This is a genomic window from Kitasatospora brasiliensis, from assembly GCF_032654805.1.
Taxonomy (GTDB): Bacteria; Actinomycetota; Actinomycetes; order Streptomycetales; family Streptomycetaceae; genus Kitasatospora; species Kitasatospora brasiliensis.
Genome location: NZ_JAUOOW010000001.1, coordinates 1,007,244 through 1,018,757, shown reverse-complemented (window position 1 = coordinate 1,018,757; position 11,514 = coordinate 1,007,244). Strand labels below are relative to the sequence as shown.

At 70.8% G+C, this 11,514-nt stretch carries 12 protein-coding genes; 3 read left to right on the top strand and 9 right to left on the bottom strand.

Annotated features, from left to right (window positions below; genetic code table 11):
- Nucleotides 1-20 precede the first annotated feature (20 nt).
- Nucleotides 21-590 carry a hypothetical protein gene (locus QWJ13_RS04660; protein ID WP_316520664.1) on the bottom strand — a complete coding sequence of 190 codons (570 nt, stop codon included), beginning with the start codon at nucleotides 588-590 and terminating at the stop codon, nucleotides 21-23.
- A 679-nt stretch (nucleotides 591-1,269) separates the two neighbouring features.
- On the opposite strand from QWJ13_RS04660, the gene QWJ13_RS04655 reads away from it, so the two are divergent.
- Entirely contained in the window at nucleotides 1,270-2,115 is an 846-nt protein-coding gene (locus QWJ13_RS04655) for a glycosyltransferase family 2 protein (RefSeq protein WP_316520662.1), read from the top strand.
- A 75-nt stretch (nucleotides 2,116-2,190) separates the two neighbouring features.
- Here the strand turns inward: QWJ13_RS04655 and tgmC are convergent, their stop codons facing one another.
- The 7 genes from tgmC to QWJ13_RS04620 all read right to left on the bottom strand — a co-directional run bounded on the left by tgmC (nucleotide 2,191) and on the right by QWJ13_RS04620 (nucleotide 7,389).
- A complete protein-coding gene (tgmC, locus tag QWJ13_RS04650; protein WP_316520661.1) occupies nucleotides 2,191-3,333 on the bottom strand; it encodes an ATP-grasp peptide maturase system methyltransferase in 1,143 nt (380 codons plus the stop codon).
- A gap of 24 nt (nucleotides 3,334-3,357) precedes the next feature.
- Complete coding sequence (locus tag QWJ13_RS04645; protein ID WP_316520659.1) at nucleotides 3,358-4,089, bottom strand: hypothetical protein; 732 nt, start codon at nucleotides 4,087-4,089, stop codon at nucleotides 3,358-3,360.
- 24 nt (nucleotides 4,090-4,113) lie between these two features.
- On the bottom strand, nucleotides 4,114-4,800 hold the full coding sequence (locus QWJ13_RS04640; RefSeq protein WP_316520658.1) for a pentapeptide repeat-containing protein: 687 nt from the start codon (nucleotides 4,798-4,800) through the stop codon (nucleotides 4,114-4,116).
- Between the two features lie 93 nt (nucleotides 4,801-4,893).
- Nucleotides 4,894-5,124 carry a multiple cyclophane-containing RiPP AmcA gene (gene amcA / locus QWJ13_RS04635; protein WP_316520657.1) on the bottom strand — a complete coding sequence of 77 codons (231 nt, stop codon included), beginning with the start codon at nucleotides 5,122-5,124 and terminating at the stop codon, nucleotides 4,894-4,896.
- On the bottom strand, nucleotides 5,121-6,296 hold the full coding sequence (gene amcB / locus QWJ13_RS04630) for a cyclophane-forming radical SAM peptide maturase AmcB (protein WP_316520656.1): 1,176 nt from the start codon (nucleotides 6,294-6,296) through the stop codon (nucleotides 5,121-5,123). The genes amcA and amcB overlap by 4 nt, the downstream gene beginning before the upstream one ends.
- Nucleotides 6,297-6,401: 105 nt before the next feature.
- Nucleotides 6,402-6,968, bottom strand: coding sequence for a hypothetical protein (locus QWJ13_RS04625; RefSeq protein WP_316520654.1), 567 nt, complete (start codon nucleotides 6,966-6,968; stop codon nucleotides 6,402-6,404).
- Between the two features lie 16 nt (nucleotides 6,969-6,984).
- Nucleotides 6,985-7,389 carry an ATP-binding protein gene (locus tag QWJ13_RS04620; protein ID WP_316520653.1) on the bottom strand — a complete coding sequence of 135 codons (405 nt, stop codon included), beginning with the start codon at nucleotides 7,387-7,389 and terminating at the stop codon, nucleotides 6,985-6,987.
- 374 nt (nucleotides 7,390-7,763) lie between these two features.
- Between QWJ13_RS04620 and QWJ13_RS04615 the strand changes: the two genes are divergently transcribed.
- A complete protein-coding gene (locus tag QWJ13_RS04615; RefSeq protein ID WP_316520651.1) occupies nucleotides 7,764-8,546 on the top strand; it encodes an XRE family transcriptional regulator in 783 nt (260 codons plus the stop codon).
- Complete coding sequence (locus tag QWJ13_RS04610; RefSeq protein ID WP_316520650.1) at nucleotides 8,533-9,000, top strand: NUDIX hydrolase; 468 nt, start codon at nucleotides 8,533-8,535, stop codon at nucleotides 8,998-9,000. The genes QWJ13_RS04615 and QWJ13_RS04610 overlap by 14 nt, the downstream gene beginning before the upstream one ends.
- On the opposite strand, the gene hrpB is transcribed toward QWJ13_RS04610, so the two are convergent.
- Nucleotides 9,001-11,511, bottom strand: a complete 2,511-nt coding sequence (gene hrpB / locus QWJ13_RS04605; protein WP_316520649.1) for an ATP-dependent helicase HrpB — start codon at nucleotides 11,509-11,511, stop codon at nucleotides 9,001-9,003. It lies immediately after the preceding gene.
- Between the last annotated feature and the right edge of the window lie 3 nt (nucleotides 11,512-11,514).

The following is an 11,514-nucleotide window of genomic DNA, read 5'->3' as shown; positions in this document are numbered from 1 at the left end:
TCGGCGCCCGGGCCTGGGCGCTATCGAGTGCCCGAGCCCGGCTTGAGGTCGGCGTACTCGACGATCGTGAACTCCCGGCCGCCGCCGTAGTCCACCGTTCGCTGGTGGGGCGGCCCGAAGGCGTGGTCGTCGTCCTTGATCGCGACCTGCCACACAGCGCCGGGGAAGATGGCGAAACAGGCGAGGAAGCGCCCGTTCCCGAACTCGGTCGGTCTGGTCTGGTCTGCCAGGTAGTCGATCGAGTCACTGGAGGCGAAGGCCAGGCTGGGTTGGAGGTCCCACATGAGCGCGCCCAGGCAGATCGCCGTGCCGTTGCCCAGCCATGCCACGGTCGCGGGGTGATGCGGGTCTCCGGGGTCGAGCACGATCATGTTCTGCCGGGAGAGCCTCGGACACGGGTCCAGGCTGCTGAACCCGTTCAGGGCGTCCGCGATCCACTGTGCCGACGCCGGGGCCGCCTGGGACAGGACGTACCCGCCCCCGGTCGGCGCCGGTCTCGCAGTGACGACGGGCCGGATCGCCGTGTCGCCGCCACCCCACTGCTCCGTACAGGCTGCGGCGCCCAGTGCCAGTACCGTCGCCGCTGCCATCCACGCTCTTCGTCCCACCGTGCCTCCCTTTCCCTGGTTCTTCCCGTTGGGGTGGATCGGTAGCGTCCGCGAACGGCAACGGCCGTGTATCAGAAGCGAGTTGAGCGGACCGGGCGGAGAGCGGGACAGCGGCATGGCGGCCGTCATCGACCAATTCGCGGAGAGCTTCCCGGTGCGGCCGGACTGGATTCCCTGAGCGGGTGCCGCCGCGAGATCGCTTTGTGTACGTTCGATCCCTTGCTGCGTTCGAAAGTCAGTGCGCCGCGCCGCCTTCAACTCGAAAGTGTGTACTCCTGCCGTGATGCAGCTGCCGATAGCCGAGTCATCCGGAGTCCGTCCGACGAGTTCCTTCCGCCGGACGCGGGCAACCGGCTCCGGCGCACACCCCGCCGCCGCAGCAGCCCGCGCCCGCGCAGCACCAGGCGGCCGGCTGCACCACCGATTCCAAGGGCAACTGCATCGTCCGGGGCCGGCTCTGCCCCAACCACGGCGGCACCGGTACCGATGCCGCCGGGCACCTCCTCACCTGCGAGGACAAGAACGGCTGGCGCTGGGAATGATCGCCGGGCGGGCCCCAGCCCCCTACGGGTGAACCAGGAGCCTTCGGGCACTGGTGGGAGCCGACGTTGTGGGACGGTGTCGGCGAGATCCTGAGAGTTCCTCGACATGAGGCGGTGCGATGGGCGTCACGCTGGGCGTGGTGGTGCTGACGATGGGGGACCGGCCTGCGGAGCTGACGGCGCTGCTGGACTCGGTGCGGGCCCAGGACGGCAGCGGCGGCGGCGATGGCGGCGTGCGGACCGTGGTGCTCGGGCAGGGCGCGAAGCTGCCCGAACTGCCGGACTGGGTGGACGCCGTGGAACTGCCGGAGAACCTCGGCATCCCCGGCGGCCGCAACGTGGGCGTCGAGCGGCTGCGCGAACTCGGCGGCGTGGACGTGGTGGTCGACCTGGACGACGACGGTCTGCTGCCCCGCACCGACACCTTCCGCCTGCTCCGGGAGGCCTTCGAGCGGGACCCGGGGCTCGGGATCGTGTCCTTCCGCGTCGCGGACGAGACCGGGCACACCCAGCGTCGGCACGTCCCCCGCCTCGGCGCATCGGACCCTCTGTCGTCCGGGCCGGTCACCACGTTCCTGGGGCTGTTTCCCGCCGAGTTCTTCTACGCCCACGAGGAGACGGACCTCGCCTGGCGCGCCCTGGACGCCGGCTGGCGCATCGACTACCGCGCCGACCTGCTGCTCCAACACCCCCGCACCGACCCGGCCCGGCACACCACCTACTACCGGCTGACCGCCCGCAACCGGGTCTGGCTGGCCAAGCGTCACCTGCCCGCGATCCTCGTGCCGGTCTACCTCACCTCCTGGACGCTGTACACACTGCTCCGCCGCCCGCCGCTGTCCGGCCTTCGGGCATGGTGGTCCGGGCTCTTGGAGGGCGTGCGCACTCCGTGTCCACCGCGTCGGCCGATGCGGTGGAGCACCGTGTGGCGGATGACGAGGCTGGGCCGCCCGCCGGTGTTCTGACACACATCAGGCCGTGGGGCTGCGCAGGAAGTCGGTGGGGCCGACTTCCTGCGCACTCATGCTCTTCTGACGGCTTCAGATCGGCAGGTGCCAACCCGGGCCGTCCTCGCTGCCGAGCCAGACGCGTTGTGCCGCCGCCGAGACCGTGATGCCGAAGGCGTCCTGATGCGGCTCGCCCGCGCTCTGCCAGGCCTCGATGGCCGCTTCCACCTGGTCCCACAGGCGGAGCGGCCCGCGTTGCACCACCGTCCACCCGCCGTCAGGGTCGGGCATGGTCCGGGCCTGCGATCCGGTGGCCACGTCCGAGAGGATCTGCTGCCCGCAGGCGCCCATCCGTTCGGCCGAGGGCGCTGCGAGCTGCGCGACCCAACTGCCCGTCCAGGTGTCGAGCTTCGCGGGGTCGATCCGGCTGGCGCGCTGCTCCCCGGGGAGCAGGGCCAGGGTCGGGCGGGGCGGCCGGTCGTGGGGTCGGGCGATCATGAAGCTGGTGTAGCCCGGCAGGCACCGGCCGACGGCCTCGCCGGGGCCGGTCACGTCGAGCAAGGCCAGAGCGCTGGCGTAGCTCCACCCGGACAGGGTGACCAGGACGCGCCCGCCCGGCTTCACCTGACGGAGCCAGGCCATCGGCAGATACCGGACCGAGCACGTGGCGATCAGCCGGTCGAAGGGGCCACCGTTCGGGTCCCCGCCGAGACCGTCGCCGGTGATGAGGCGCGGGGCGAAGCCGGCGGCCCTGGTGGCGGCGGCCGCGCGGGCGGCTACCTGGGGGTCGTACTCGATGCTGGTGAGGTTCCCGTCGCCGAGCCGGTGCGCGCCGAGGGCCGTCGAGTAGCCGGTCCCGGTGCCGACTTCGAGCACCTGATGGCCGACGTCGGCGCCGAGCTGCTGCCACATGCCGAGGACGAGCGAGGGCAGCGTCGAGGACGACGACGGCGCGCCGGTCGCTGGCTGCTCTGCGATGTCCTCCGGGCTGGTGCGGCCGTCGAGTTGGGTGATGAGGGTCCGGTCGGTGTAGACCCCCTCCAGCCACCCGGGGTCACCCTGGCGTACGGCTCGGTAGCTCGTCGGAGCGCTGCTGTCGGTGGGGGCGAAGTAGCTGCCGACGAACAGTTCGCGCGGCACGGCGGTGGCGGATTCGGTCCACGCGGGGTCGGTGAGCGCGCCCCTCGCGGTGAGCTGGTCGACCAGGGCGGCGCGCAGAGTGTCGGACGTGGTCACGCTTGGTGGCCTCTCTCCAGTCGGTCAGATCAGGGACGGAAACGCTCTGATCGGCCAGCGGCCGAGCCAGAACGCGGCGGTGGAGGGCTCAGGGAGGTCCATGGTGGAGCCGTCGTGGGGCAGGAGCTCGGTGGGGGCGAGGTATCCCTCGCCGGGGTCGAGTCGCAGCCGCAGGCAGCGCAGTGGATGCCCGGCGTGCACGTAGGCCCGGATGTCGTCGGTGTGCGGGTAGTGCGCTGGGCCGTCCCTGCTGAGGCGTTGGCAGATGGTCGGTGCGTCGGTGTCGCCGACGAGGAGGTAGCGGGAGCCGGGGCCCGCGTTGAAACACAGCCTGCGTCGGGACAGCCGGCGGTGGGCGTACGGGAGGCGGTCCCAGTTGTCCAGGTGGATGCCGAGCCGCCTTCCGCTCGCGGGGTTCACCGTGACGGTGAGGTCGCCTGCGGGGCTGGTGGCGTGGTTGGCGTACTGAGTGCCTGGCGCGGGGGTGAACGGTGGATGGACGGTCCACCAGGGGCTGTCCACGGAGTCCAGCGTGCGCGGGGCAGGGAAGGCGATGAGTTCGACGGCCTCGGCCGCCGGTGGGTGACGTGGTGCGCGCAGGAAGTCGGCTTCGACGGGGCTGATGGGTGTCCACCGGTCGGCCGGGACCACCGCCCCGTTTTCGTAGGCTGGATGGCCGTGCGCGACCGCCACGGTGGTGATCTGGCAGCGGTCGCGGAGCTTGGCGTAGTCGGTGAAGACGATGAACGGCCCCACGCGGAGCCTCCCTTCGGAGGACGGTCAGTGGTGCTGTGGGAGGTCCTCGCTGTAGGTGACGTTCAGCTCGGCGAGGAGGGCCTCGGTGAGCTGGTGCTCCTGGCCGCGGCTGATGACGACCCCACGCAGGTTGCCGACGCCTCGGATGGTGGACAGATCGCTGCCGCTGAGGTCGAGGCCTTTGTGTGTGCCGGAATCGAACCCGGTGGCTCGCAGCACGCAGTCGCGCATCACCACGCCGGTGAGGTCGCAGCCGGTGAAGGTGGCCTCCGTGAGTACGCACCGGTCGAAGACGAGCGGACCGCTCGCGCGGATCTGGTTGAACGTGGCGTAGTCGAGGCGGCAGTTTTCGAACAGGACGTTGTCCCAGACGGCGCCGGTGACGGTCGCGCCCATGAGCCGGCAGTCGCGGAACAGGGTGCGGGATGCCTTGCTGCCACTCAGTTGGAGCGAGCCGAGGTCGCTGGCGGTGATCCGGACGGAGCTGAACCGGACGTTCTCGATGGTGGTTCGCTGGGCGGTGAGGTTGTGGAGGATGCCGTTGCGCAGATCGGCCTCGGTGAGGTCGAGGTCGCGCATGTCCTGGTCGGTGTACCGGAACTCGGTGACGGTGCTGCCGGGCCTGGGTGGGGAGTTGACGACTCCCAGGTACGGGTCGTCATCCGGGTCCGGCAGGGTGACGATGGTGCGGCCGTAGCGGTGGATGGACAAGAAGTGCTCCGGTCGGTGGTCGGCGCCGCCCGCTGCCCCGGGAGGCAGTGGGCGGCATGGCGCGGGAGAGCCCCCATTGTGCTGCTGACGGTGTCAGCGGTTGGACCAGTCGGACCAGGACGGCCCGTTGTTCCAGTTGTCCCAAGGGGCGCTCTGCCAGTTGTCCCAGGAGGGAGCGTTGTCCCACGGGCCTCCGCCACGGTTGTCCCACGTCGGCTGATTGCCCCACTCGATCGAGGGCATCCCGTTCGACGAGATGACGGCGGCGATCAGAGCCGCGACAGCGGGAGCGTCGGTGGTGGCGAGCTGCGCCAGAACGGTCATGTGGTTTCCTCCTTGCGCACGGTGTCGGCCAGCGCCAGAACCGGGGCCTGCTCGGTGACGCGGCAGTAGTCGGTCTCGGCGACAGCGAAGGTCTGGTGCTCGAAGTAGCGGTTCCCGGCCTGCGAGCCTCGGCAGTAGTCGAAGAACTCGCAGGAGGACTCGCACTCATCCAGGCCGGTCAGGAACTCGCCCACGTAGTTCAGCCGGTGCGCCTGGCGCAGGATGGAACTGATCGACTGTTCGAGGACGTTCCCGGCCCGGAAGTCGTTGTAGGCGGGCGCTTTGATGCCCGCCAGTTCGGGTGACAGCAGGAACACGTCGCCATTCGTGGCGATGGTCGGCAACGGGTCGGCCCGGCTCAGGTGCGCGAGGTCGGGGCGCCGGGTGCGGCTCATCCACAGGTACCGGCCGAGACGTTCCAGCTCCCGTACCGGGGCCGTGCCGCTCGGTTGGCGCCGCGACCACGCAAGGACCTTGCGCCAGAACTCGATGGCCTGCTCGCGGGTGGGCGGGCGGCGCTCGGTGTTGACGCCCTCCAACTCCTCGATGTTGAGGCCGATGCTGACTGGCCTGAGCGCGGCGAGGAAGTCGAGGAGCCGGTCGGGGTCGCTGATGCTCTCCCGGCTGACGACGGCGATCAATGAGAACGGAACACCGTGGTGCCTTAGCCGATCGATTCCCTTCACGATCCGGTCGAACACCGGGCGGCCCTGGCGATCGATGCGCCGGGCGGTCAGGTCTGCTGGGCCGTCGATGCTGACTCCGACTCGGAACCCGTACTCGGCCAGGAGCCTGCACCACTCGTCGTTGATCAAGGTGGCGTTTGTCTGGACGGCGTGTTCCAGCAGGCCCCTGCGGCGCAGTTCCTCGAACGGTTGGAGCAGCTCCGTGAAGCGTCGCGGTCCGAGCGCCAGCGGCTCTCCGGCGTGCCAGATCAGGCCGAGGGGCTTGCGGTGGGGGCCTTCGGCCAGCTCGCTCGCTGACCGTGCGATGGCCTCGGCGACCGTGATCGGCATGGGGGTCTTGTCGTTGCGGTCGGGCAGATAGCAGTACGTGCAGTCAAGGTTGCAGAAGCCGGTCGGTTGAACCACCAGGTTGCGAGGAACGTGGTGGATCCGCTGCTGGTAGCGACGCAGCATGAGCGCCTCCTGCTGGTTTGCCGCGATGCTCACAGTCGGTCCTCTCCGTTCGGCATGAGGATGGTGTGGACGTGCGTGATCCCGGCCTTGGGGGCGTTATGGCGCGCAGGAAGTCGGGTGGGTCGACTTCTTGTGCGGTCAGGTTTGGGTTGCTTGGGTGCGGCAGTGGGTGAGGGCGTAGCGGATGCGGGTGTCGGGGTTGGGGGTGGTGGTGAGGAGTTCGCCGGCGGTGGTGAGGGTGGTCCAGTAGAGGGTGGGGTTGCCGGTGCGGGGGAGGGGGTGGGTGTTGGTGAGGGAGAGGTAGGCGGTGGTCAGCTTGCCGGTGGTGAACCAGCGTTGGAGTCCGTGTTGGTGGCCGGGGCGGAGGCCGCCGATGGCGTTCATGGCGGTGGTGAGGAGGTTGATGACGGTGATTTCGGTGGGGGTGAGGTTCTTGGGGATGTCGAAGACGCCGAGGGCTTCGAGGAGTTCGCCGGTGTCGTTCTCGCTGTTGGGCTTGGGGTGGGCGAGGAGGGCGTCGTGGCAGTCGGCGAGGCGGGTGGTGATGTCGGCGGTGGGGATGTCGAGGGCGAAGCAGACGGCCTGGGCGACGGGGAGGGGCGGGTGGCCGAGGCGGGCGAGGAGGGCGTAGGTGGCGGCGGGGGTGGCGCCGCGGGAGAGGGTGTGGCGGGCGAGGGTGGCGAGGGAGGGAGTCGGCTGACACATGGCGGTTCGGTCTTTCTCAGGCGGTGACGAGGGAGGGGGAGGGGGAGATGAGAGCCCAGATGTACTTGCCGATGCCGCCGGGGCGGGAGGAGCAGCCCCAGTGTTCGGCGAGTTCGTTGACGAGGTAGAGCCCGCGCCCGTGTTCGGAGGTCGGGGTGGGAGTGCGGAGGGAGGGGTGTCCGGTGCTGGCGTCGTGGACTTCGAGCCGGAGGCGGGAGTCGGGGAGGGCGAAGCGGATTTCGATGTGGTGGTCGTCGGGGGCGTCGGAGTGCTGGACGGCGTTGGCGAACAGCTCGGTGAGGAGCAGCTCGGCGGTGTCGCGGTAGTGGTCGCCGGTGGGAAGTCCGGAGAGGTAGGCGCGCAGCAAGTAGCGGGCCAGGGGCGAGGATTCGGGCCGGGAATCCAGGCGCGCGACGAACATGCGAGGGCGGCGGGTGGTGAGCATAAGGTCCTCGAAGGGGCGGAGAGGAGGCGGTCGGAGAAGGATCCGGCGGCGCGGTTTACGCATCTGACGCACTGTCATTCAGCTGTCGGCTTTGAAACTTGATTGCGCGCGCTGAGGTCGCGGTGCTGTGCGAGGCCTAGCCAGGTTTGGCGGGCATGTGAACGCGGCTGCCCCGGGCCCAGTCGTCCTTCTTGCCGCCACGGCAGGCGTAAGCCACGACCTGGGGTTGGGCGAATGCGGGCGGCGCGGCAACTGTCACGCTCGAATCGTCGAGCAATCCGACGGGACGTCATACCGCGTTTCCGGGACGTTTGGGACATCTGGCTGGTAGACCTTGAAACGTCCCTAACATGGAAGGCCTGCTGGTGAACAGCCCACTCCGTGACGCAATGGCCCGTGCCAACATGACCTCGTCCAAACTCGCGCGTGTGTGCGGTGTCGACCCCAAGACCGTCGACCGGTGGCTCGCGAACCCCCTGCGCGAGCCACATGCCCGACACCGCGCAGCGGCCAGCCGGGCCCTCGGCGAGGAGGAAACCGTGCTCTGGCCATCTGTCCATCAGCTCGTGAAGTCGGGCCCGGATCGGGAGCTGGTGCAGATGTACCCGTACCGGTCCGCGGCGCCGGCCGCGCTGTGGCGTCAGCTGATAAAGGGGGCAACCCGGGAGCTGACCTTCGCTGGGTACACCAACTACTTTCTATGGTTGGAGCACGCGAACTTCGGCAGCCTGCTTCGGCAGAAGGCGGCCGATGGCGTTCGGATCCGCTTCATCCTCGGCGAGCCCGGACACCCGGTCACCCGTCAGCGGGAGCTGGAGGAGGACGTTCCTCTGAGCCTGTCGACCCGGATCGAGGTCACCCTGTCCGAACTGTCCAAGCTGCGGGACACATTGATCGAGGCGCGATACGAGACCGCACACGTCTCGCTCAGCGTCTTCCGCTTCGACAACGACATGATCGTCACGCCGCTGCTGCCCGGTAGGATCGGCCACGATGCCCCGATGATGCATTTCAGGCGCGCTCAGGACGACGGCGTCTTCGACCGCTTCGCCGGTCACGTCGAAGACTTGTGGGCAAAAGGGCATGACGTGTGGACGATCTCGGAAGCGGAGGTGGCCAGTGCCCAGGCTTGATTACCTGAACGACCCGAACGCCCCGAAGGCGAACTCCCTCGTCCCGGCGGCCTCCGTCGTCGTGGTCGACGACGGAGGCCGCGTTTTGCTCCAGCGCCGTACCGACAACGGGATGTGGGCTCTGCCCGGCGGGAAGATGGACATCGGTGAGTCGCTCGCCGGGTGCGGGATCCGGGAGACCCGGGAGGAGACCGGCATCGACATCGAGGTCACCGGGATCGTCGGGACTTACACCGACCCGGGCCACGTCTTCGCCTACGACGACGGCGAGGTTCGCCAGGAGTTCTCGATCTGCCTCCTCGGACGCCCGCTCGGAGGGGAGTTGCGGGTGTCTGACGAGTCCCATGAGGTGGCCTGGTTCACCCCCGCCGAGACCGACGGCCTGCCGATGGTTCCGAGCATCCGTAAGCGGCTGGCCGACTGGCGCTCCGGGGCGATTCCTGTGGTGCGCTAGTCACTTCCGGGCGTTGGTGCGGCGGGTGGGCTCTGCCGTTGTCGGGTCTTCGGGCCAGGGGTGGCGGGGGTAGCGGCCTCTCAGATCTGCTCGGACGGCGCGGTAGCCGTCGCGCCAGAAGGACTCCAGATCGCCCGTCACTGCGGCGGGGCGGCCGGCGGGGGAGAGGAGGTGGACGGTGAGCGGGACGCGGCCGCCGGCGAGGGCGGGGGCCGCCTTCCAGCCGAAGAGTTCCTGCAACTTGACTGCCAGGACTGGGCGTTCGGCTGTGTAGTCGACGCGGATCTTGGAGCCGGAGGGGACCGTTATGCGTTCCGGGGCCAGTTCGTCCAGACGGCCTGCCTCGCCGGTGGCCCAGGGGAGGAGTCGCTGGAGGGCGGCGGTCGTATCAATGCGGGCGAGGTCGGAGCGGCGGCGGGCGCGGGAGAGTTCGGGCTCCAGCCACTCGTCGGCGCGGTCGAGCAAGGCTTGATCGGAGACGTCGGGCCAAGGGGCGCCGATGGTGGCGTGGAGGAAGGCGAGGCGTTCTCGGAGGTTGGACGGGAAGGTCAGGAGGGTGCTGACGCCCTCGCGGGTGAGGCCTTCGAGGAGGGCGGCGCGGACGAGGGCCGCGTCGGGGCGGCCCAACGGCTTCTCGGCGAGTTCGATGGCGCCCAGCGATTCGACGCGGCGGGAGACGACTTCGTCTCGGCGGGTGTCCCAGTGGACTTCGTCGCGGGTGACGAGGAGGGCTGAACCGGCGAGCTTCGCTGTGTCCTCGTCCAGGGCCGCAGCGTGCAGGACGCGGGCGGAGTGGGACCCCGCAGGGCGGTCGGCGACGGCTACGGCGAGCCAGGGCAGCGCGCCGAGCCGGGTGTCCGGGGCGAGTTCGGCGGCGGTGCCCGATGCCATCAGGTACGGGCTGCGTTCGCCGGGGGAGGGGCGCTCGACGCGCGCTCGGGCGATGCGTTCCGGGAAGGCGAGGGCGACGACGAGGCCTGCTGCGGCCGTGTCGGGCAGGTCGGTGGCGGGTTCGTCGGAGGTGGCGCGCAGCAGGCGGCGGACTTCGTCGCGCCAGCGGCCGGCGTAGGGGTCGCGGGAGTCCTTCACACCGCGCCACACTGCGCAGAGGTCGTCGCCGAGGGCGCGGGGTGGCTCTTCGGAGAGGAGCGCGACCACTTCGGCCGCTCGCCGAGCACCGACCGCCGCCGCCCCGTCGACCAGCGCGCGCCCGAGCCGGGGGTGCAGCCCCGTGCGGGCGAGGCGGATGCCGCGCGACGTGGCCCGGCCGTCCGGGGAGACGGCGCCGAGGGCCAGGAGGGTTTGCCGGGCCGCCGCCATGGCGCCCGCCGGCGGTGCGTCGGGCAGGGCCAGGCCGGTGGCGTCCGGGTCGCCCCAGCAGGCGGCCTGGAGGGCGAAGCCGGTGAGGTCGGCGAGGGCGATCTCCGGTGTGGGGAAGCGGGCGGCGCGGGCGTCTTCGGCCTCGTGCCAGCAGCGGTAGACGGTGCCCGGGGCTTCGCGGCCCGCGCGGCCGGCGCGCTGGCGGGCGGCGGCGAGTGAAGCGCGGACGGTGACCAGGCCGGCCAGGCCGCGGGCGTGGTCGGTGCGGGGTTCGCGGGCGAGGCCGGCGTCGACCACGATCCGTACGCCGGGCACGGTGAGGGAGGATTCGGCGACGGCGGTGGAGAGGACCACTCGCCGCGAGGTGGACGGGGTGAGGGCGGCGTCCTGGACGGCCTGTGGGGCGCGGCCGTGGAGTTGGAGTACGGAGGCCGGTACATCGCCCAACTGCCCGGCGACCCGGGCGATTTCGCCGACGCCGGGCAGGAAGCAGAGCACGTCCCCGTCGCGTTCGCTCAACGCCCGGCGGATGACGGCCGCCACGTGGTCGAGCAGCGCCCGGTCCACTCGGGTGCCGTGCGCGGGCCGGACGGCGCGGGGTGGCGGCGACCAGACGGTCTCCACCGGGTGGGAGGTCCCGTGGGCCTCCACTACCGGTGCGCCGCCGAGGAGTTGGGCCCAGGCCTCGGTGTCGGAGGTGGCCGAGGCGCAGACCAGCCCGAGTTCGGGCCGTAGTGCCGCCCGGACGTCGAGGAGGAAGGCGAGCGCGGTGTCGGCGTCCAGGTGCCGTTCGTGGCACTCGTCCAGGACCACCACGTCCACGCCCGGCAGTTCCTGGTCGCGCTGGAGCCGTTGCAGCAGCACGCCGGTGGTGACCACCTCGACGACCGTCGACGGCCCGACCCGGCGCTCGCCGCGCACGGTGTAGCCGACCCGGTCGCCGACCGCCTCGCCGAGCAGCCAGGCCATCCGGCGGGCGGCCGCCCGGACGGCGAGCCGGCGCGGTTCGGCGACCAGCACCCGCCGCACCGGCCGGCCGTCGGACAGCAGTCCGGCCAGGGCGAGCGGCACCAGGGTGGTCTTGCCGGTGCCGGGCGGCGCGGCGAGGACGGCGGTGCCGTGCCCGTCGAGGGCCTGGTGCAGGGCGGGCAGGGCGGTACGGACGGGCAGGTCGCGCCAGGCCGGGTTCATCGG

Coding starts and splice junctions, on each gene's coding strand:
- hrpB (WP_316520649.1), bottom strand. CDS start 11,511: ATGAACCCGGCCTGGCGCGACCTGCCCGTCCGTACCGCCCTGCCCGCC.
- QWJ13_RS04615 (WP_316520651.1), top strand. CDS start 7,764: ATGGAAGGCCTGCTGGTGAACAGCCCACTCCGTGACGCAATGGCCCGT.
- QWJ13_RS04625 (WP_316520654.1), bottom strand. CDS start 6,968: ATGTGTCAGCCGACTCCCTCCCTCGCCACCCTCGCCCGCCACACCCTC.
- QWJ13_RS04620 (WP_316520653.1), bottom strand. CDS start 7,389: ATGTTCGTCGCGCGCCTGGATTCCCGGCCCGAATCCTCGCCCCTGGCC.
- QWJ13_RS04660 (WP_316520664.1), bottom strand. CDS start 590: ATGGCAGCGGCGACGGTACTGGCACTGGGCGCCGCAGCCTGTACGGAG.
- amcA (WP_316520657.1), bottom strand. CDS start 5,124: ATGACCGTTCTGGCGCAGCTCGCCACCACCGACGCTCCCGCTGTCGCG.
- QWJ13_RS04655 (WP_316520662.1), top strand. CDS start 1,270: ATGGGCGTCACGCTGGGCGTGGTGGTGCTGACGATGGGGGACCGGCCT.